The sequence below is a fragment of the Colwellia sp. MEBiC06753 genome, assembly GCF_053470325.1.
This window is the reverse complement of sequence record NZ_JBQMTM010000008.1, coordinates 108,799-131,305: the sequence shown is the minus strand read 5'-3', so window position 1 is coordinate 131,305 and position 22,507 is coordinate 108,799. Positions and strand designations below refer to the sequence as shown.

The 22,507-nt window shown below is 40.0% G+C and carries 17 protein-coding genes; 6 read left to right on the top strand and 11 right to left on the bottom strand.

Annotated features, from left to right (window positions below; genetic code table 11):
- The first annotated feature begins 30 nt into the window (after window positions 1–30).
- Window positions 31–2,592, top strand: a complete 2,562-nt coding sequence (gene ppc, locus ACOB82_RS08565) for a phosphoenolpyruvate carboxylase (RefSeq protein WP_448212560.1) — start codon at window positions 31–33, stop codon at window positions 2,590–2,592.
- Between the two features lie 112 nt (window positions 2,593–2,704).
- Here the strand turns inward: ppc and ACOB82_RS08560 are convergent, their stop codons facing one another.
- The gene (locus ACOB82_RS08560) at window positions 2,705–3,772 is read right to left on the bottom strand and encodes a phospholipase A (RefSeq protein WP_448212559.1); all 1,068 of its coding nucleotides are present in this window, start codon (window positions 3,770–3,772) and stop codon (window positions 2,705–2,707) included.
- A gap of 245 nt (window positions 3,773–4,017) precedes the next feature.
- Here ACOB82_RS08560 and ACOB82_RS08555 point away from each other — a divergent pair, with 245 nt between their 5' ends.
- The 3 genes from ACOB82_RS08555 (at window position 4,018) to ACOB82_RS08545 (ending at window position 7,782) form a co-directional block, all read left to right on the top strand.
- Entirely contained in the window at window positions 4,018–5,253 is a 1,236-nt protein-coding gene (locus ACOB82_RS08555; RefSeq protein WP_448212558.1) for a cation:proton antiporter, read from the top strand.
- A gap of 67 nt (window positions 5,254–5,320) precedes the next feature.
- Window positions 5,321–6,661, top strand: coding sequence for a UDP-glucose dehydrogenase family protein (locus ACOB82_RS08550; protein ID WP_448212557.1), 1,341 nt, complete (start codon window positions 5,321–5,323; stop codon window positions 6,659–6,661).
- Window positions 6,662–6,774: 113 nt separating this feature from the next.
- Window positions 6,775–7,782, top strand: coding sequence for an NAD-dependent epimerase (locus tag ACOB82_RS08545; RefSeq protein ID WP_448212556.1), 1,008 nt, complete (start codon window positions 6,775–6,777; stop codon window positions 7,780–7,782).
- Window positions 7,783–7,824: 42 nt separating this feature from the next.
- Here ACOB82_RS08545 and ACOB82_RS08540 read toward each other — a convergent pair whose 3' ends face one another.
- From ACOB82_RS08540 to ACOB82_RS08495, 10 genes are all read right to left on the bottom strand, one after another.
- Entirely contained in the window at window positions 7,825–8,844 is a 1,020-nt protein-coding gene (locus ACOB82_RS08540) for an NAD-dependent epimerase/dehydratase family protein (RefSeq protein WP_448212555.1), read from the bottom strand.
- Between the two features lie 30 nt (window positions 8,845–8,874).
- Window positions 8,875–10,152, bottom strand: a complete 1,278-nt coding sequence (gene tviB / locus ACOB82_RS08535) for a Vi polysaccharide biosynthesis UDP-N-acetylglucosamine C-6 dehydrogenase TviB (RefSeq protein ID WP_448212554.1) — start codon at window positions 10,150–10,152, stop codon at window positions 8,875–8,877.
- 76 nt (window positions 10,153–10,228) lie between these two features.
- Window positions 10,229–13,540 (bottom strand): hypothetical protein, encoded by a 3,312-nt coding sequence (locus tag ACOB82_RS08530; RefSeq protein WP_448212553.1) that lies wholly within the window; start codon window positions 13,538–13,540, stop codon window positions 10,229–10,231.
- 5 nt (window positions 13,541–13,545) lie between these two features.
- A complete protein-coding gene (locus ACOB82_RS08525) occupies window positions 13,546–14,376 on the bottom strand; it encodes a hydrolase 1, exosortase A system-associated (protein ID WP_448212552.1) in 831 nt (276 codons plus the stop codon).
- Window positions 14,366–15,061, bottom strand: coding sequence for a hypothetical protein (locus ACOB82_RS08520; protein WP_448212551.1), 696 nt, complete (start codon window positions 15,059–15,061; stop codon window positions 14,366–14,368). Before ACOB82_RS08520 ends, ACOB82_RS08525 begins: the two co-directional genes overlap by 11 nt.
- A gap of 107 nt (window positions 15,062–15,168) precedes the next feature.
- Window positions 15,169–15,414, bottom strand: coding sequence for an acyl carrier protein (locus tag ACOB82_RS08515; RefSeq protein ID WP_448212550.1), 246 nt, complete (start codon window positions 15,412–15,414; stop codon window positions 15,169–15,171).
- Window positions 15,415–15,444: 30 nt separating this feature from the next.
- Complete coding sequence (locus tag ACOB82_RS08510) at window positions 15,445–16,470, bottom strand: GNAT family N-acetyltransferase (protein ID WP_448212549.1); 1,026 nt, start codon at window positions 16,468–16,470, stop codon at window positions 15,445–15,447.
- Window positions 16,470–17,618, bottom strand: coding sequence for an aminotransferase class I/II-fold pyridoxal phosphate-dependent enzyme (locus ACOB82_RS08505; protein ID WP_448212548.1), 1,149 nt, complete (start codon window positions 17,616–17,618; stop codon window positions 16,470–16,472). Before ACOB82_RS08505 ends, ACOB82_RS08510 begins: the two co-directional genes overlap by 1 nt.
- Complete coding sequence (locus tag ACOB82_RS08500) at window positions 17,618–18,571, bottom strand: polysaccharide deacetylase family protein (RefSeq protein WP_448212547.1); 954 nt, start codon at window positions 18,569–18,571, stop codon at window positions 17,618–17,620. Before ACOB82_RS08500 ends, ACOB82_RS08505 begins: the two co-directional genes overlap by 1 nt.
- 11 nt (window positions 18,572–18,582) lie before the next feature.
- Window positions 18,583–20,217 carry an asparagine synthetase B family protein gene (locus tag ACOB82_RS08495; RefSeq protein WP_448212589.1) on the bottom strand — a complete coding sequence of 545 codons (1,635 nt, stop codon included), beginning with the start codon at window positions 20,215–20,217 and terminating at the stop codon, window positions 18,583–18,585.
- Window positions 20,218–20,441: 224 nt separating this feature from the next.
- Between ACOB82_RS08495 and ACOB82_RS08490 the strand changes: the two genes are divergently transcribed.
- Both ACOB82_RS08490 and ACOB82_RS08485 read left to right on the top strand, forming a co-directional pair.
- Window positions 20,442–21,698: a 3-deoxy-D-manno-octulosonic acid transferase gene (locus ACOB82_RS08490; protein ID WP_448212546.1), complete on the top strand. Its 1,257-nt coding sequence runs from the start codon at window positions 20,442–20,444 to the stop codon at window positions 21,696–21,698.
- Window positions 21,699–21,848: 150 nt separating this feature from the next.
- Window positions 21,849–22,481, top strand: a complete 633-nt coding sequence (locus ACOB82_RS08485; RefSeq protein ID WP_448212545.1) for a class I SAM-dependent methyltransferase — start codon at window positions 21,849–21,851, stop codon at window positions 22,479–22,481.
- The last annotated feature ends 26 nt before the right edge of the window (window positions 22,482–22,507 follow it).

The following is a 22,507-nucleotide window of genomic DNA, read 5'->3' as shown; positions in this document are numbered from 1 at the left end:
TAATTATTATCCGCTAATGAGCGACTGACTATGTTAGAAACTATTTCACAGAACATTCGAGCCTTAGGTGCAATTCTGGGGCAAACCATTGCCAATGAAAACGACCAACAGTGGCTAGATAACGTTGAGCGCGTACGTCTACTGGCTAAAGATGGCGTCGCCAACGATAGCTATGCGGTTGACGAACTTAAATCGATTTTTCAATCATGCGATGAACAAAAATTGATGATTTATGCGCGCGCTTTTAGTCAATTTCTTAATTTAGCCAATGTTGCCGAGCAACAACATACCGCTAGTGAGCAAGGCTTAGCCGAGCTTGACTTACCGCACCCGCTAGCTTCATTAAAAGAACAACTTGGCGATATCGATGGAAGTGCGTTTTTAGATGCCATCAATAAATTACATATCGAGTTAGTACTTACTGCCCATCCAACCGAAGTAAACAGAAGAACCTTTATTCACAAGTATCATGAAATTGCTGAGCAACTAGCAGAGTCTGGCGCCGAAGGTAATGAACGTATTGAAGAGTTGATCGAACAAGCATGGAGTACCAATGAAATTAGGCAACAGCGCCCGACACCGCTTGATGAATCACGCTGGGGTTTAAATGCCATCAGTAATAGTTTATGGCAAGCAGTACCGACCTTTATTCGCGAATTAGACGAGCTCTGCCAAGAACTAAGCGGGAAACCACTCCCACTTGACGCTAAACCTATCACCATGGCCAGTTGGATGGCTGGCGATCGCGACGGCAACCCATTTGTGACAGCAAAACTGAGTAAGCAAGCAATTTTGCAAGCTAGGCTAATGGCTGCAGAGTTGTACTTGGAAGACTTTAACCAGCTTTATTTAGAACTATCAATGACTAAAGCCAGTGATGAACTCAGTCAAGCCGACAAAAATAACATTGGTCCTTATCGCTATATCCTCAAACAAACCATTAGCAAGCTAGAGCAGAGTATTGATTTACTGAAAGAGGGCAAAACCAAAGGAGCTATTGCCGAACCTGAAGAGTTACTAACGCCACTACGTTTATGCCGAGAAAGTCTATTGTCAGTAGGCTTAAATCGCAGTGCAAATTCATTATTACTTGATGTGATTCGCAAGGTGCATTGTTTTGGCATTTCATTAGTTAAGCTTGATGTACGCCAGCATAGTGAGTTTCATGATCAGGCAATCAGTGAAATCGTCAGCGCACTGAATTTAGGTGATTATCTTGCGTGGAATGAACAACAACGCTGTGAGTTTTTGCAGCAAGAAATTAATAATCCTAGACCGCTGTTACCCGATCATCACTGGAGTGAACAAACGCAAGAAGTGCTGGATACCTTTGCCTTTATCGCCAGCCAGCCTAAAGAAGTACTCGGTATTTATGTGATTTCTATGGCAAGTCATCAAAGTGATGTCCTGGCAGTGAATTTATTAATGAAAGCAACGGGTGTGACTTGGGATATGCCAATTGCTCCGCTATTTGAAACACTGGATGACTTAAACAATGCCGCAGACGTTATTGATAAATTATTATCAGATCAAGATTACGCTAAACGAACATTGGGCAATCAGCATGTAATGATAGGTTACAGTGATTCCGCTAAAGACGCTGGTGTACTAGCCGCGGCTTGGGCGCAATATCAAGCGCAAGAGTCTTTAGTGGCAGTGGCAAAACGCCATGCAGTAACATTAAAATTATTTCATGGTCGCGGTGGTACAATTGGTCGTGGCGGCGGGCCGGCTCATGCGGCAATTGCCTCACAACCTCCAGGTACGCTTGAAGGCGGTTTGAGGGTAACAGAGCAAGGTGAAACCATTCGTTATAAATTTGGTTTACCCAACCTTGCGGTTAGAAGCTTACATTTGTATGCCAGTGCCATATTAGCCAGCTTAGTTAAACCCCAACCTGCCCCTAAAGCACAGTGGCGCCAATTAATGGACGAAATGGCAGCAAGAAGTTGCGATATTTATCGTGACTATGTTTGTCATCAAGAAGATTTTGTGACTTATTTTCGTCAGGCAACGCCAGAGCAAGAGCTATCTTCACTGCCGCTAGGCTCTAGACCCAGCAAGCGTAAATCCGATGGTGGCATTGAATCGCTACGCGCTATTCCTTGGATTTTTGCTTGGAGTCAAAATCGCTTAGTTGTGCCAAGTTGGCTAGGCCTTGGGCAAGCCATCGCTGAGTTTAAACAGCAGCATCATCACACTATAGAGGATATGCTATCAAATTGGCCATATTTTAGAGCACGTATTTCGCTTACCGAAATGGTGTATTTAAAATCTAATACAGATATTTCTAAACTCTATGATCAAAGCTTAGTGGCGCCAGCATTACAACCTTTAGGTGACCAATTGCGCTCGCAATTAACCGCAGATAAAGCCACCATTTTATCTTTGCTGGGCCAAAGCCAAACCATGGAAAACGACCAATGGAATTTAACCTCATTCCAATTGCGTCAACCCTACTTGCTGCCACTGCATTTATTGCAAATTGAAGCACTTAAACGTTTGCGTAAGCAACCTGAACACCCAGTTTGTGAACAATTGTTGATGGTGACCATGACAGGAATTGCTACCGGTATGCGTAACACCGGCTAACCGAAATAATCCCTTAGCTAACAAAAAGGCAGAAACATCACGCTTCTGCCTTTTTTGTTACCTAATTGCTTGTTAATAATCTACGGTACAGAAGTAACGACAAATAATAGCATTACAAAATATTATTTAACGCTAGACCAATACCAACACGCGTTTGGCTATAATTGTAGTCAATTAAACTTTCACCATAACCCGAAGAAATAGTTGCGTAGCCTCTTAACTTACCCCAAAAAGGAAAGGTCATCGCTAGCTCAGCGTAGCCATTATCAGTAGCAAAATTACGTCGCCCTAAAAAGCTGTATTCGACACTATCCGCTTTATAGGCCATATGTAATTCATAATGCCCCATATAATCTAAAATATCCGGATTATCGTCACCTTTGGTATCAAACTCATCAACTTTTTTATCTTCTGACAAGCGCACCCAAGGTCTCAGCGATAGCGCAAAGTTATCTTTCTCAAATAAGATATTGCCATACACCCGATTCCAACTTCTCGATAATTGTGGTCCCCGGCCATTCGATTGATGCTCTATACCCATCATAAGACCGACATTGCCACCAAATGGGTGCCAGTTTGTCGAGGTGAGATAAAAAAATTCAGGCTGATAATTAGTTTCGCGAAACGGTTTCGATATACCTTGCGAATATATTTGCCACCATGCCTGAATGGTAAACGCAAAGTACAAGCCATCTCTAGGAAATAACAAGTCATTGAAATTTAACGGCACTTTTAAACTTAACTGAAATTTAGACTCAATATCTTCTAAGTTGTCTTTAAAGCTTCCGTAAGAGCTATAAGCTTCTTTGTTAATTCGGTTAGTGGTATAGGCTGGCAAAATATAATTAATTCGATGCGGAGTTATGACATAAGGGTCAAATTCCGTTCGACGTTCTCGGATAAAGCGCTCAGATATTGCCCCCGCTTTGACTGGCTGAATTTCACCATCATCGGTTTTAACTTCAACAATCATGGTCTCGCCATCTTCTGATGATTCACAGCGCTGCCTAATTTCAGCCAAAGTCCGCTCGTCTTCACCATTTCTATAAGCCGCCATTACACACACTTCTAGCGAGTCTTGAATATTCTTTTCAACACCAGCTTGGGATGCATCATTTGCGTAAACAGAAAAGCTTAACGCCAAGGCACCATTGATTAATAGCAGTTTTTGAATATGCATAAACGTGTTCCCTTAAATTACACAAAGCTTTAAGTATCATTAGCTTAGAATATATAGCTTCAACAAATGCAAACTAATTTGTTCTTGTGATGCCATATTAGCATGCGTTAACCTAATTAGTAGACAGTTTGCTATTAAATAGTTAACAAATTGTAGAATTTGCATTTTGTGACGAATCATTATTTATTTGTTTATATAGACCTAAATTAGCAATACCTCCAACAAAATTCTGCAAAGGATGCAAAATGTATATCAGCTTAAGCTTACTAATTGTATTTGGCTTTCTTTACAGTGTTATTGCGAGCCGATTAGAAAAAACCATCATTACTGGCCCTATGGCATTTATCAGTTTTGGTATGCTAATCAATTACCTACAAATTGGGTCATTAGAATTTGACTTTAAAGGCGAGCAATTAAAGCTCTTAGTTGATCTGACATTATCATTAGTTTTATTTTTAGATGCGACCAATGCTGACACGTCGATTTTAAGAAAATATGCAAAAATACCGCTGAGGTTATTATTGTGCGCATTACCACTGACGATTGTCACTGGAGCTTTGATCGGCTGGCTTATTTTTCCCCACTTTTCATGGGTACAACTAGCCATTCTTGCCACCATGTTAACGGCAACCGACGCAGCGTTAGGTAAGGCTGTTTTTGGCAACAAAGCGGTACCTCAACATATCAGAGAAAGCTTAAATGTTGAAAGTGGTTTAAATGATGGTTTGTGTGTTCCTGTGTTATTGGTGTTAATCGTTATAGCCCAACAAAGCCATAGTGATCAAAACGGTTTAACACTAGCCATCAGTTATTTCATCTCTGAGGTAGGTATTGGCGTGCTTACCGGTGTAGCTGTTACCTTTTTGGCAGGAGAAGTGGTGAAAATTGCTTGGCGTAAGAGATGGATCAATGAAATATGGCGCCAACTGCCGGTAATTATGATCGCGTTTTTGTGTTTTTCCATAGCCCAAGCATTAGAAGGCAGCGGTTACATTGCGGCATTTGTTGGAGGAATAACATTTAGAGTGCTCGCAAAAAAACATACCCACGAGTTAGTGTTAAGTGCCGAAGGCTTCAGTGAATTACTGGCAATGCTTACGTGGATCACGTTTGGCTCCCTTGCGCTAACCACCATTAAACAACAATTTGATTGGCAAATATTGCTATATGCTTTGCTGAGCCTAACCCTTGTTCGAATTGTGCCGGTGTTCGTCTCTCTCATTGGCACCAAAGAACCTTGGTATAACAAATTATTTATTGGTTGGTTTGGGCCTCGGGGGCTTGCCAGCATAGTTTTTGCCATTATTGTGCTAAATGCCAACATCCCAAATAGCGAGGATATCAGCGTTGTAGTGGTATACACAGTATTACTAAGTGCTATTTTGCACGGCATTTCTGCGGTGCCCTATGCCAATAAATTTCAAAAAGCAAATACCGGCGTGGTTAATAGTATAAAGGCTAGTAGAGAACGGCTTAATTAACTCTTTTTATGCGCAGAGTATAAATGTTAATATTGCCGGCAAAAGCTCAGCGTACAAGGATAATTGAATGAAAGTTACCGTTTTTGGTATTGGCTATGTTGGATTGGTACAAGCCGCTGTACTTGCCTCTGTTGGCCACGATGTTGTATGTGTCGATGTCGATGAAGTAAAAGTTGAAAACTTAAAGAAAGGCATTATTCCTATTTATGAACCCGGTTTAACGTCATTAGTTGAAGAAACCTATCAAAATGGTCTTTTAAAATTTACCACCGATGCCAGCTATGGTGTCGAACATGGTGATATTCAATTTATCGCAGTAGGTACGCCGCCGGATGAAGACGGCTCAGCCGATCTTAAATATGTATTAGCGGTAGCGAAAACCATCGCCACTCACATGAACTCGGCTAAAATCATTGTTGATAAATCAACGGTACCCGTCGGCACAGCTGACAAAGTTGCGGACACAATATTACAGGTACTTCAATCTCGCGAGCTTGATTTGGCTTTTAACGTGGTATCGAATCCTGAGTTTCTTAAAGAAGGGGCAGCAGTTAATGACTGCATGAAACCAGATCGCATCGTTATCGGTACCGACAGTGAAAAAGTAAAAACGGCAATGCGAGAGTTATACGCACCATTTAACCGAAGTCACGACCGAATGATTTTTATGGATGTTCGTTCTGCCGAGCTAACAAAATATGCGGCAAACTGTATGTTAGCCACCAAAATTTCGTTTATGAATGAAATGTCAAACTTAGCAGAGCGCTTAGGTGCCGATATCGAAGCGGTTCGTCACGGTATTGGCTCAGATAGTCGTATCGGTTATCAATTTATCTACCCTGGTTGTGGCTATGGCGGATCGTGTTTTCCAAAAGATGTACAGGCACTGATCAGAACCTCGAATGAAATTGGCTACACTCCGGCGCTGCTACAAGCCGTTGAAACGGTAAATATTGCCCAGAAACAAAAACTATTCCAAAACTTATCAACGTATTTTTCCGGCAATCTAGCGGGCAAAACCATTGCGTTATGGGGCTTATCATTTAAGCCACAAACGGATGATATGCGCGAAGCGTCTTCACTAGTATTAATGCAAGCACTTTGGCAGGCAGGTGCGAAGGTACAAGCTTATGACCCCGAAGCGATGGAAGAATGTCAGCGTATTTGTGGTTCAAGAGATGACTTACTATTAGTCGGCACTAAAGAATCTGCGCTAAATAATGCTGATGCCCTCGTTATTTGTACAGAGTGGAGCCAATTTCGAGCACCAGATTTTGCACTACTTGCTAGTCAATTAAATCATAAAGTCATTGTTGATGGCCGTAATCTTTATGATCCGGCATTAATGGCAGAAAAAGGTTTTACTTATTACGGCATTGGTCGTGGCGAAAGTGTTATTAAGCCTTAATAGAAGAGTTAGCGAGCGCTAATCTAGAAAGCTCACTTTAGATTAGCTATCGCAGAGCACTGCATCTTAGAGAAGATAATTTTAGAAAAACATACCTTAGAGATAATCATAAAATGAAATATTTAGTCACCGGTGCAGCAGGTTTTATCGGCTTTCACGTCGCACAGCGTTTATGCGAAGAAGGTCATGAGGTCGTTGGCATAGATAACCTCAATGATTATTATGACGTTAGCCTAAAACTAGCGCGCATCGCGTTACTCGATAAACTCTCTAACTTTAGTTTTGAAAAAATTGATTTAGCGGATCGCCAAGGCATTGCTCAGTTGTTTGAACAAGGTGATTTCCAACGAGTAATCCACCTAGCCGCCCAAGCTGGGGTTCGCTATTCAATTGATAACCCGATGGCGTATGCCGATGCTAACTTAGTCGGGCACTTAACCATACTTGAAGGTTGTCGACACCACAAAATTGAGCATTTGGTCTACGCTTCATCAAGCTCAGTTTATGGCTTAAATAATAAAACGCCTTTTGCTACTAGCGACTCTGTTGATCACCCCGTATCGCTTTACGCCGCTACCAAAAAATCCAATGAGTTGATGTCGCATACCTACTCTCATCTTTATGGTATTCCAACCACAGGGCTACGGTTTTTTACTGTCTATGGCCCTTGGGGACGCCCTGATATGGCGTTATTTAAGTTTACCAAGGCTATTTTAAATGACCAGCCTATCGATGTTTATAACAACGGCGATATGCGCCGAGACTTTACTTACATTGATGATATCGTCGAGAGCATTATTCGCATTAAAGATGTGATCCCATCGGCTAAACTAGAATGGTCAGTTGAACAAGGAAACGCTAGCGAAAGCTCGGCACCTTATAAAGTATTCAATATTGGCCATGGCTCACCGGTTAAGTTGCTATCGTTTATCGACGCCATTGAACAATCCACTGGCAAAAGTGCGATTAAAAACATGATGCCAATGCAACCTGGTGATGTTTATCAAACCTATGCTGATGTTGAGGATTTATTTACAGCGATTAACTATCGCCCTCAAACTAGCATTGATGAAGGCGTAGAAAATTTTGTGCGTTGGTATCGAGAGTTTTATCAGCTTTAGGCCAACACCATCATGTCCGCCTAAATAACTAATTAACTTAAGTTAAACGTGATTCAAATACCAAGGCATGGCTTCTAATATGCCCTGCTGAACTCGGTATTGAGGTGAATACTGCAATTTAGTTTGTGCTTTAGTGATATCAGCTTGTGAGTGTCTAACATCACCAGCTCGGAACTCTCGATATTCAGGTTCAAGCGCTATATGGATGCCATTATCACTTAATGCTGTTTTAATCGACGCATAAAGCTCGTTCAGCGTGGTGCGATCACCCAGAGCAACGTTATAGACTTCATTTTTTGCGTCTTCAGGTGAAGTCGCCGCCAAAATATTCATTTGTACGGTATTGTCGATATAACAAAAATCACGGCTGGTTTCGCCGTCGCCATTGATAAACACTTGCTCGCCTTTGAGCATCGCGGCTGTCCATTTTGGGATCACCGCGGCGTAAGCGCCATCTGGGTCTTGCCTGCGACCAAACACATTGAAATAACGTAAACCAATACAGTTAAAGTTATAAGCACGTGCATAAACATCAGCATAAAGCTCGTTCACGTATTTAGTTACTGCATAAGGCGACAATGGTTTGCCAATATTTTCTTCTACCTTTGGCAGAGCCGGATGATCACCATAAGTTGAGCTACTAGCAGCATACGTGAAGCTGGTTACTTGTGCTTGCTTTGCCGCTTCTAGCATATTTAAAAAACCAGTAACATTAGCAGCATTCGAGGTGATTGGATCGGCCAATGAACGAGGCACAGAGCCTAGCGCCGCTTGATGCAACACATAATCAACACCTTGACAAACCTTTTGGCAAGTCGCCAAATCGCGAATATCGCCTTCTACAAAAGTAAATTTCTGCCATTGTTCAGCACTAACTAAGGTTTTTACTTCATCTAAGTTACGTTGGTAACCTGTGGCAAAATTATCTAAACCTATGACTGTTTGATTCAGTTTTAACAATGCTTCTAATAAGTTCGACCCAATGAATCCAGCCACCCCAGTGACTAACCAAGTTTTGGGTGCAGCAACTAACTCACTATTTACCGTTTCAAACGTTCTCATTTCACTTCCTTTACCTGTACCGCACCTAGTTTATAAACGCATATCGACCGAGTCTTTAGGTAAGATGCATTTCAAGTCATATAACACATGCGTGCTTTTACCCAATGCTTGAATCGCTTCAACCCCCATGGCTTTAAATTGGCTATGAGCAACCGCTAAAATAATTGCGTCATAATGATTTTGCTTTGGTGATTCGATAAGTTCTATACCGTATTCTGCTTGTGCTTCTTCACTAGCACAAAGTGGATCTACTACGTCAACATTGACATTGTATTCTTTTAATTCTTCTACAATATCAATGACTTTAGTGTTACGAAGATCGGGGCAGTTTTCTTTAAAGGTTAAGCCCATTACCAATACTTTAGCCTGATCAACTTGTATGCGCTTTTTCAGCATACCTTTAACTAACTGAGAAACCACATAATGTCCCATGCCATCATTTAAGCGACGACCAGCCAAAATCATCTCCGGGTGATAACCGACTGACTGAGCTTTATGAGTTAAATAATACGGATCTACACCAATACAATGGCCGCCGACTAAACCTGGTCTAAACGGCAGGAAATTCCATTTGGTGCCAGCAGCTTCCAACACTTCTAAGGTATCAATATCAAGCTTATTAAAAATCACTGATAATTCATTGATCAAGGCAATATTGACGTCACGTTGGGTATTCTCAATAACTTTCGCGGCCTCTGCCACCTTAATAGATGACGCTTTGTAAGTGCCCGCAGTAATAATTGAAGCGTAAAGCGCGTCAACTTTATCAGCTACTTCAGGCGTTGAACCAGAAGTAACTTTTAAGATAGTTGGTAAACGGTGAGTTTTATCACCAGGGTTAATACGCTCAGGTGAATAACCGGCGTAGAAATCTTGATTCAATTTAAGGCCAGAAACTCGCTCTAAAATAGGTACGCAATCTTCTTCCGTTGCCCCTGGGTAAACAGTTGATTCATAAACAACAGTTGCACCTTTACCGATAACACTACCAAGCAATTCCGATGCTTTACGTAGCGGCGTTAAGTCTGGCTGACGGTGTTTATCTATCGGTGTTGGTACGGTGACAATGTAAAAATCGCAACCTTTAAGCAGTTCTTTATCGGTAGTACAGACTAATAAACTCGATTCTTTAAGCTCGTCACTGTCCACTTCATGGGTGCGATCGACGCCGTCGTTGAGTTCGTCTACACGAAGCTGGTTAATATCAAAACCAACCGTATTAAATTTTTTACCAAACTCTACAGCTAGCGGTAAGCCAACGTAACCTAGCCCGATTATTGCTATTTTATTCACGGACAACTGCGACATATTTTTCTTCCCTAAACCGAATACCCTTTTATTAGATAACCTTATTTTTACATATCATTTAAAGAAACAAAACAAACTAATTGGTATTTAACGTTGGAATATTAGGTGCTTTTGGCAGGCCAAAATCACTGCGAGTGGCAAACCACTCATTTAGTTGCTTATCAATACCTGCTATATCTCCGACAACAAAGTTATTTTGTATTGAACTTTGCTCAACCTCATCATCTACGGCGATCAAATTTGCGGAATTTCTGTCAGATATAATCAGGTTGTTTTCGATGAGAATACTATTATCTTGATAAATTCGACCTTCGACACCAAAGCTCAGTAAGTCAAAATTATCGCTAAATGGGCCTTCAATTAGCACCGAATTCTTTATGATCAGCTCACCACCGTTTGGCACATCAACTAATCGACTGTCTTGTGTTGTCGTGTTAGCAATAATCGAGTGTTCAATGGTTGTTTTACTTGAGCGAGACTTTACTTCATGGCCCGCATTAAATGTATTAATAAATGTCGAGTTCTTTATATAAAGTTCAGTGTTTTCCAATGTATAAATGCCATGGTAAAAGCCATTATTACCTAAATACTCAAAGCGACTATTCACAATACTTATCAGCCCGCCTTTGGGCGTACCTAAAAAGCCGCCTTGAGCATGATGAAAATAAACATTGTCTAGAATAATTCCGCTGCCCTCAAAACGGACGCAAACGCCATTACCATCAGCAACTTCTATCGAATGACATTCAAGACCTCGCACTAAAACATTATCACCAGTAATCAGCAATGCCCCTTTGCCGTTTATTGCTTTACCAAATATTACCGCACCTTCTTCAGCAATGATCCTGACTTTATTTTTGGTTATTATTGCCGCCTCATTATAATGCCCTTTAGCTAGCTCTATTACACTGGCGTCTTTCGCCGACTTGGCCGCCGCACTAAGACTTGGCATCAATTGCCCATCGAGTCGAATATCACCCGGCGGCATCACAGCGTCAGTGTAATGAGTAGGCTTTTGCTCTTCATAACCGAGTGAGTTCACTGAAAATGTTTGGAATGACACATTGCTCGAATAAGAGGCAAATTTAGGTATTTGCAGAAGTGCCACATAAATCGCCATGGCGCCGACTAACATTACCAGCTGAATCTTCAGCCTTTTTCTGCTTGTAAGGCTATCCGCTAGCGTTAAATATCCACCAAAGACCAAGATTGAAAATAAAATACTTGTGCGCGGTGAATCAAACGGGTCTCCGAAAAATCCGAATATGGCAACACCTACGACATAAGCACGAACCAAGTAGCTTATCGAACGCCCTGCTAAAGTATTTGCGCTTCGCACAAATAACGCGGTCAATATCCAAGCTAATAATACAATACCGACCAAGCCAGTCTGATAATAAAAGCCAAGATATGTATTTTTAATATGCCAAGGTAAATGTTGGTAATCATTGAAGAAAAACCAATGATCCATACCTTGTTGAAACTGACTATTATCAAGCAAATTAATCAATGGCTGAGAATCTGCTGCAAGATGCAGTGCAGTAATATCTATCGCTTTCCCCCTGCTGTGCTTAAGATATAAAGTTGCAGGCCAACCAAGTAAACCATTTCGACCAATAGTTCCAGAGTTTAATTCAACCACATATTCAGTTTGTATCGACTCTAATCTAATGGTTTTTGCCGCACAATTAGCGCTAAAATTACTGGCAAAAATCAGATTTTTTTCACAGAGATAAACACTTAGGCTAGCTTGTTGGTTAAAGTCAGTGGTAATGGTTAAACGATAATCGGTATCAGGCGTAATATGCACGCGCTGGCCAAAGCCTAAGTCCCCACCTTGATTAAGCACTAATGTTTTATCACGAATAGTAAAATTACCAACACCGGTCACTTTTTCGGGGTGAGTGAGCACATAATTAAGTGGGAATGAACCAAAACCATTGCCAAAAGCTATGGTTGCCATATCTGAATTACCTGACTTCACTACATTAAGCCAATGCGCCATTCTGCCTTGCAAGTCATTAACTACAGTTTCCATACGAGCATTAATTTGATAACCGCTACCGGCAGCAATTAAAATTAATGCTGCGCCAAGTGTTGCAACATAACTAAATAGTGCGTCAACAAGTGTGTTAACAGCTAACTGCTTTATTTGGCTCTGCAGAAACCAAGCCCAAACAACAAGAATACCAACAGATATGGACAAGGTTTGTATGCTTGATGACACCCACTTACTGTTATTAGTCATCAGCAAATAAATGGCGATAACGCCAGCTATGGCTATCATCAGCTTACCAATTAATTTTTGTTGATATTGCTGCTGGATAATATTTGCCGCCAACACTGACATTAATATTAAGCCGCAACTAGCTACCCCCATATAGCCGTTTAAATAAAAAACCGCACCAAAAGCCAACAAATTTACTAGCCCAAAAGCTAAATATCGACTCAACTTAGGCTTTTCACTTTGGTGTCGAATATGACTCATTGCGATAAATAGCACGATTAAACTTATAGCAATCGCTGCATAAGTCGTGCGGGTAAAGCCTACTAATACACAATAGCCAAGACAAAATAACGCCAATAGTGCAATTAGTCGCTGAAGCCCATTTTGCCAATACAAACAACCTAATAAACAAACGGGGGCAATAAACAATAAATAACCATCATAGGCCTCTCCACCGGTATGCATAGCGGAAGTTATAGCTGTCACTCGATAGGAAGAAGAAAAATCTAATAAAGTTGAAACGGGTTGCCACCAATTGCTGAAATGCGCTAACTGAGTTAATACGCCACGTTCCCAACAAACTAATAAAAATAAAAAGAACGCTGCAGTTACTCCTCCCCAAATTAACGCATCAAGCAACCGGCTAGGTGATTTTTGGTAGCAGGAAGAAAAACATACTGCCAAAACTATGCCGTATAAAAATCCTTTGGCAACGCGAAAGCGATAGCCATCATCAAAGTAAGGGTTGGTGAAACTTGGTGAAAAGAGGTTTGATATTGGGAATTGCCATGCAGAATAAACAGCAATGAGAACAAACACTATTAAAGGTAAAGCGTAGATTAATTTTATTTTTTCTTTTTTAATCAATGCTAATGAACCCAATACCGCTGGCAGCAATATATAATCCAATTCATTAACAATAAATCGACCAGAAATAGAAGAAAAGTCAGCAATAATAAAAATGCTAGGAAGCAAAGCAAAAATAAGTGCAGGGCGATAAAGAAATAATCCCGTGACTAGAGCCATCAAGGTAAGGGTTAGCATTGTGTAAGCTGGAAATGCGCTAATACCATAAACGCTCAACGCCACACCGATAAAAGTCAGCCCTAATAACCAATAATATTTGTCATCTTTTAAGTGATTAATCGGCTCTATTTGCATTTTGGTTATTTTATTGATTGAAGAAAATTAAGTGTTGCTAACTCAACGTTTTGCTTCCATTGCCTACAAGAAAATGTATGATCAGCGTCGGAAATACGATGGATAGTAACATGTGGTTTTAGCGCTTTTTTCCAGTGCTTATTAGAAAATGCTTGCTGCTCGAATTCTTTTGCCGTCAAATCATTACCGCTTAAAACCAACAAGACTTTACCTTCAAACGCTTGTATCCCTGCCAACATACGTTGCTGGTAACATTCTTTTTGCTGAGTAGTCGTACGAATTGAGTCAGAAGCAAAGCCTTTAACGTCTTTAACGCTTGCCGAGACATTAACCTTACCGGCTAATAGTTTTTGCCAAAAATCTTTCGATATTAGCCGTTGAACATAGTAAAACTTAAGCATCGCTTTACCCATGGCTTGATCGCTACGAAGCCATGGATTAAGTAAGACTAAACCAGCGACTCGCTCATCATTATAACCATAAATCACCGCCGCAGAGGCCGCATCACATAGCCCCCAAATGACAACGCGTTGCAAATGAGGCTGATGCTCAAAAAAAACATCTATTGCCGCTTTTATATCGCCATCTATGTCATCAAACTCTGCTTTAACGCCACTGGCATCGCCCATGCCTCGATAGTCGAAACGCATAGTAGAATAACCAGATTGGGCTATAACTCTAGCCAATTGAACGAATTGACGATGACTTCCCACGCGGTATTGAGGTCCGCCGACAATAACAAGCACCCCAGTTGTTTGTGTTATCTGCCCAGGATGAATAATAGAAAGTAATTGGTTATTATTGATGGCTATTGCCTGTGCAAATTCATCGGTCATTGTCAATTCCTGAGACAATCGCGTGCCCAAGTGATGTTAATTCTGGCAAATCAAAGACTTCAGGCACTTGCCAAAACTGAGGTGTTGCTAATAAATGAGTGGTGATGTTATCAATACCATCGGTTAATCGCTTAGTCACTGGTGGCAAAGCATTTGCGGCTAATTCTAACCAATGGGTAGGCGCCAACCATTGTGTTTGAGGTGTTATCGCTAAAGCCTCTAACTGATTTAGAAAATTCGCGGTAATGACATAACCAGCTATTTCCGTATCGTCACCTGCCAGTATTTGTGCCTTTACATTCGTTTTATCACCCGTTTGATTTATTAACTGATTGGCTTGTTTAAGACGAATTAATTGAGAGACAAACAATTTGCCATTAGCAATGGGTTTCCATAATACTTGCCCAGCAATAGGTAATTGACTGTGCAGAAGCTGCTGATGGGCACCAATAAGCAAGGCGCCAACGCGCACACCTAGTAAAATAAGTTGACTATAACCTTGAGCTACCAACCATTGACCAACGGTTAACACATCATTTAGCCATTCTTGTGGACCAGCCTGCTCAAATTCACCTTCACTATCTCCGGTACCAAAATAGTCCATGATGAAGCTGTCGGTGCCTTCACGCGAAAAAACTTGGCACTGTTTTGCCAACACTGCTCTCGCTAAATTTAACTCTTCCATTATAGACGGCAGACAAAGAACAGCTGTCCGACTTTTGTTACCACCAAATTCAGTAACAAAAACTTTGCCGCTCGTCCCTTCGACAAAATGACCAGCCAGCTGCATAGTTAGCTAAGCTTCTCTTCAACAAACGTCACCAAGCTACCTAAAGTTTCAAAAACTTCCGCACTGACCTCATCATCTTCAATAACGATACCGTAATTTTCTTCCACCATAGTCAATACAGTGACAATAGCCATAGAGTCAAACTCTGGCACAGACCCTAAAATTTCAGTTTCCAGTTCCCATTGCCCTACTTCATCTAATTGTAAGGTTTCTTGTAATAATTGTTTTATTTCAACTGCTAATGACATAACTTTTTTCCATACTAATCTAAGGTAAGCTTATTTTGAGCTCACTAATTTATTCTTTAACCAATTTATCGTGCGATAAATGCCTTGTGATTTTGCATAGGTGATATGGAACAAAGCGCGTTGCTCGCATTGAAGGCGTTTATGCCAATCCATCACTTTGCCGAAATACTCTATTCGTTTAATGTGCTGCTCAGATGACAGCCACTGATAAGCATCAACTTTTAATAACAATGCCGGTGAATACCGAGCATAGGTTTCATCAAACGTGGTTTTTAAAATTGTTAATGTCTCACCATGTACAATACACAAATCAATGGCAACTAAAGTGTCATTAAAACGGTAACACCACACTTGTGCACATTGCTGTTGTGCAAAGCTTTGTAATAAATCGAGATAAAACCTGCCTTGCTCGTTGTCGATACTAACAGCAGTACCTAGATTATTTTTCCAACTCTTACTTTCTAACTCACCATACTGAGTCACGCATTGCGCCATTTCTTCAGCTTTAGTAACAACAGTTAACGAGATAGCCACTTCTTCTTTTGCTAATCGGTTCTTTGCTTTATTAATATTTTGCCGAGTATTTTTGCTCAAGCTGGCAAAATAATCATCAAAATTGCTTGGTACATTAAGCGCACCAGTAGTGATATAAGGTAAATAATCCAGCTCAATATCAGCCTGCTGAAACCAAGCGCTATCTATTTGCGTAATATCAAGTAGCCAGCAACTAGTAGGTAAACACTTGCTGATGTCATCAAGTAGTGAACGACTCAATTCAACCCGAGACAATAATGCGCCAAGAGGCGCTTGAGACGGCTGAAAAACCATCCATCGTCTAGCCGACATTTGCTTAAAAATCCCAGCAAATACCATTTCTTGACCATCGAAACCTTGAACAATAACTTCGTCACCGGTTGCAAATACATTGATTAATGATTGAATGAAGCTAGCGCTTAACACCGCTTGGTTGTTGGTGAGATTGTTTAATTCATTCCACGGCTGAGCGATTTGCGAAAATGCTGTTATTGGGTAAATTTGCCAGTTTATTTTAGCCATTATTTACTTAAAACCTTTGCGATAAGGGCAATTTGTTCTCTAGTGAGATCCTGATGACAGGGAATTTGAATTAACCGCTCTCGGTAACTTTCTATCATCTGGTTATCGCTGTGACAGAATTCCTCCCAGCGTAAAATTTGTATACCTTGCTGTCTTATCGTATGAAATTCTTTCGGATCATGCAGTAAAAAAGGCAGCACGTAAGGCACAGTGTCTTCATCTAATGGAAAAAGCGGTACCCCTAGTGTTGACTCCATGAGTAGATGATAGAATTTCTGGTATAGATATCGACGTTTACTGACAGCAAAGTCAAAGTTCTCAAATTTAAGCTGAATTTTACTTGAGGAATAGCAACTTTCGGCTAAGTCTTGTTCGTCAAAATAGCGAAATGTCTTGTTATGTTGTTCAACGTTAACTGAAGTATCAGCATTACTTAATGCTGAATGTGGTGTTGTACTGCCTCGAGATTTAACAAGGCTCGCTATGTTCGATACTACATCAAATCTTCCTAAAAATTGCTTAATATCTTTTGCCAAGTTTGGTCTTGGTAACTTTTCAAAGCTATTAGACAATGCTTGATTGGCAAACCTTAACTTGCCGCCATCAACGCAACTAAAGAATTTATTTAAACTACAAAAGCTAGCGTCTGACGTAATGTTGCCATTGGTCAGTGGGGTTGAAAAAAACGCGTGGGCACAATCTTCAATCACACGAATATTTTCATTAACGCTAAGTTGCATTGCTTCAAAAATATTGGTTGGAAAACCGAAAAAGCGCACTAGCACAACAGCGGACACATCTGATGAAATAAGTTGTTTAAATCCCTCAATATCAACCGATAAGTCATCATTTAGTGAATAAAAAACGACATTTAGTTTTGCCCAAAGAAATGGTTCTATCATTGCAGGACAATGGTATTCCGGCAATAGCACCGTTTGACCTTCCTCTAATCCTAATTGCTTAATAATTAGAGCCAATGCTGAACGACCATTTTTAGTAAAAACACTGTTTTGAACAAATTGCCAAGTTATAGCTCGCTTACTTTGCGTAAAACTAAAATGCGCTTGGCTCGGCGTTGCCGTAACACTAGGTTGTGGGTAATTGCTGGAACAAGCAATAGGAGGATGAAATTCTAGCGCCACCGACATTAGACCATCCCCAATTGGTTCATGGTTAAACGTAAATGAAATTTTAACGGATTGCTGTCCCAAGGGGTAAAGCGCTTGAGTTGCAGTCGATCAGCCACCTTATTATTAACGCCCCAGTGTGTTGACACAGCACTAGCAAAGCCAGCATTTTGTACTTGCGTTACCGTTTCTTCACTGTAATCGTCGTGCAATTTACCATTGGGGTAAGCAAAATGAGCAATGGATTTATCCGCCCATTGCGCTAGCTGTTGTTTCGATTCTAGTATTTGCTGAAACTGCTGCTCTGCTGGCAACGTTCTTAAAATTGGGTGGTCTGTGGTATGAGCGCCAATGTCGACACCTTTATCTGCCAACGCTCGCACTTGAGCAGGGTTCATCATCCGACTTGGATATTCTGTTGCCTGATTGTCTTGATAAAGCTGATCAACCACGGCTTGTCGCTTTTGGAAATGTAAATATTTCACTTGAGCAATCAGCTTGTGTGCTAAGACAATACGTTCTTGCGTTGAATTAACGGCTTGTTGTTCCATGTTTAGCGCCGACAAATTAAACAAAGTACGCTGCTCGTCGCCAATTAAATCAAGGATGCGATCATTAAACATATTAGTGCCGCCAGCAAAATGCGTGGCAACATAAACCGTCGCGGGGATTTGATACTTAGCTAAGATAGGCTCAGCAACTTCAAGATTATTTAAATAACCGTCATCGAAAGTCACACATATGGCATTTACCGGCAACGTATTATTGTCTAACGCTGCTAACGCGGTGGTTAATGAAATTGGCTTATAGTATTTACTGATAAGTTGCATTTGCCAGTCAAACATTGCCGCTGTCGGTTCGCTCGGGCGCATTCGATCAGGCTCAGCAAGCACTTGATGATAAATTAATATCGACAAGCTTTTACTCGCCAACAATTGTCCCATTCCTTGTAAAGCTATATGTAATGGCTGCAAATTAGTGTTCCTTACTCATTGCCTTGTAACCATAATTCCAACACCACCATAATCCAAATAAGCTCGCCATAATAGCCAGCGTGAACGCTTTGGTGGGCAGACAATGCTTTGTTAATTAAGCTTTCGGACACTATATTACGGGCTTTAAATTGCTCTAATGCATCTTGCGCTATTTGTTTAAGCTGCTGATTTTCTTTAAGCCACACCCCAAACGGCAAACCAAAGCCATGCTTACTTTTTTCTAGGGTTTCATCAGCTAAAAAGCCACGACACGCATTTTTATAAAAATCCCGCAGCTTATTGCCTGGTAATTTTATATCTGCAGGAATCTGACAACTAAAATCAACCAACGACTTATCCAGTAGCGGATATTTCACTTCAACACCTGCGAGTTCACACATTTTATTGACCTTGACCAAATCATTATCGGCCAAGGTGAATTTCCAGTCTAAAAACAACATGTTGTCGACTGGGTGCTGCCCTTTAGACTCTGAATAACGTTGCTCTAATTGTTTAATTGGTAGCGATGTATCAACTTCCGCTAAAAATTCTGGAGTGAACATTTCGTTCAAGCCAACAATATTAATAAAGTTGTAGCTTTGCAGTCGTGCAGGTAACTGAACTTCTGCTTGACGAACATAGCTTGCCGCCTTACTTACCCCAGGAATACTCGCCATTACCGAATTATTTAAGGTGAAATTCATTACCTTGCGCAGTGCTGACGGTAATTGATAATACAATTCAAATTGCTTCTGTTTAGCGTAGCGTTCGTTACCAGCGAAAAGTTCATCGCCACCATCGCCAGCTAATAACGTGGTAATACCCTGCTCTTTGGCAAATTTTGCACAAAAGTACGCAGCCATTGATGAGGAATTGCCAAACGGCTCATCAAAATACTGCGCCACCTCAACAAATGCATCAGCGGCCTGTTCCGGTTGCAAGTAAAGTACCTGATGGTCAGTATTAAAATGTTTCGCGGTAATTTTGGCATATGGGGTTTCATCGTAGCCTTCTGCCTCAAAACCAATAGAGAAGGTTTTAGCTGGCTGCTGATGCTTGGCTAACATACCTGCCACGGTTGAGCTATCGAGACCGCCACTTAGAAACGCACCACAGTTGTCGGTAATATTGGCTTGAACGGCGCTATCTATTGTATCTAAGCATTGTTGGTATAGCTGGGCTTCATCATTAATGGTTTCAGCAAAGTTAGGCGCATATAACACTTGCTCAGTTTTATTGCCTTGGCGATCAAATATCACCGCTTTACCAGGTTCAAGCTTGTAGACATTTTCATAAATCGTCGTGGGTGACGGAATACAATGAAAATACATGTAGTTGAATATGGCTTGTTTGCTTAAAGTTAAAGGAAAACCCAATTCCCGCTTTAATTCTTTTAAAGATCCTGAAACAAACAATTGGTTGTTTTGAATAGTGTAATAAAATGGTTGTGACCCTACACTATCATTAAAGAACAAAACTTTATTAAATGACTTATCAAAGATAAAAAATGCAAAACGACCATTTAACACTTGATAGAAATTCTGAAGATTTAACTTGCAATATTGAGATAGTATTTCTTCCAGTTCAGCTTCCGAACACTTTGAAAAAGCGAATATCTTTACCTCGCTATTTTCCGCCAAGTTCATAAATCCTGAACAATGTATTTGCAATTCTATATCACCAAACTGAAAATTTTCGCAAATATAATTTGGTTCTTTCATTTCAGTGCTGTTAATGGAAAACATACTTTTAACTACTATCGTCCTTGGTTAACATATTGTTAAATAACCGTGCTAATTAGGCAATCAAAATATATAGTAGTGCTTTCAAAGTTTGAAATAAACGACAATATCTAATATGAGTCATTAAAATGGAATTAGTGAAGTGGACCTTCTATAAATCACTTTTGTTTTTCGCAAACAAATTTGTAAAATCACAAAATAAACAAATAGTCACTCTCTCTGCAAAAGAGTATTCGAGCTCATTTCAATGGGTGTTTTGTTCTACAATTGGTGAACTCAATGCTTGTTTAAATATTATAAAAGAAATAGACAAGCGAGGCTGTTTAGTATTGCTCACTGATAGGCAATGTTACACCGAAATCTATCAAACTAAATTTCCCAATGCTATTGTTATTGAACTTACAGGAAATTTTTTAGAGCCAAATATTCTGATTAAGCAGTTACCACCTGAAAATTTTTACATATGTGAAATTCCATGCCTACCAAATGATGCTCCTTGTCGACTTTCATACCACCTATTGCGTACTGTAAAAAAGAGCGGAGCAAAATTATTTTGTATAAATGCTTGGCTATATGAATATGAGCCATCTTGCAGACAAGATGCACTAGAACGTAAGTTATTTAGCACTGACTATGTCCAATTATTTGATTTAATTCTAGCTCAGACAGAGGATGTTAAATCAAAGCTTATTGCCAATGGCGCTTCTCAAAATAGAGTTAAGGTTACAGGTAATATGAAGCTTGACGCTTTAAAAGAAGTGCAGTTAATAAAGGGTGACTCTAAAATTTGCCAAGTTGTTGGATACTTTCAATCAATGAATAGTAAAGTTTTTGTTGCTGGTAATTTAAGTGGAGAATTTGAATACAAACTGATTATTGAAAGCTTCGCAGCACTATTAAAACACCAATCAAATTTAAAACTAATTCTAGCCCCCAGACACCCTGAAAAAAAAGAACAATTAGAAAAAATAACTACACTATTGGAGATATATAATTTGACCTTTGAGTCAATGTCACGTTTAACAGGGTTGCCTCAAGAAAGCAATGATGTTTTGCTGTTAGATACCTTTGGACAGCTTGGTGCTAGCTATGCCTGTGCTGACATAACTTATGTGGGTAAAAATCACAATATATTGGAGCCTTTAATATTTAAAAAACCAGTAATTGTATTGCCTAATTGGAACACGATGTATCCAAGTTATCCAATATATGAAATTGCCAAAAAAAATGACGTGCTTATACATGTAGAATCGGCTGAAGAGTTGGCAGCAGTAGTGTTAAAAATCATAAATAATACAAATAAATTGGATATGTTATCTACATTGGAAAAGTTAATCCCAAGTAGCTCTATAACTTCCAAAAACCTAGAGCTATTGTTTAAATAAACGTTATTAATTATTAGTTTAAGGGGAATTAGAATGATTTACTTTGAGTGTTTAGTGCTATTGAGCATATTGATTATCACGGCACTAGTTTTTTATAAGGTGAGAAAAATTCATCTTTTTTGTTTTGAGATTAACACAAAGCAAATGAGTTTGGATAAGCACCTATATGGACAAATAACTGCGTATTTAGAATTACAACAATTGGTACGCTTAAAGCATAGATTATCGCCACTTCGTGGTTGGGCTGCATCGCCTGATTTCCTACTAGAAATTGCCGAAAGCGCATTGCTTAACAAACCTAAAACTATCGTCGAATGTAGCTCTGGCTCTTCGTCGGTGATACTTGCACGCTGTTGCCAACTAAATAGCACAGGTCACGTATACAGCTTAGAACATGACCTCGAATTTTATGAAAAAACTAAGTATCAAATCGAAAAACATGGATTAACTGACTATTGCACTGTGCTCCATGCTCCACTTACGCCTTTAGAGAATTTTAATGGTCAGCCCTGGTACGACATTAGCCGATACAATGACCTACTTAAAGGGATTGATATGTTGATTATCGATGGACCACCTAATCAACCAGATATGTTAGCTCGGGAGCCTGCATATAACATGCTTAAAAAAAGCTTTAACAAAAATATCAAAATCTTCTTAGATGATGCTAATCGCGATGAAGAAAAAGAAATGCTAACTAAGTGGCTAAAAAAAGACAGTAATTTAATAGCAGAGAATTTACATTGCGAAAAAGGCGCTAAATTAATTTATTGGAAGTCATGATGCTGTTTACGATTGTCTATTCTACT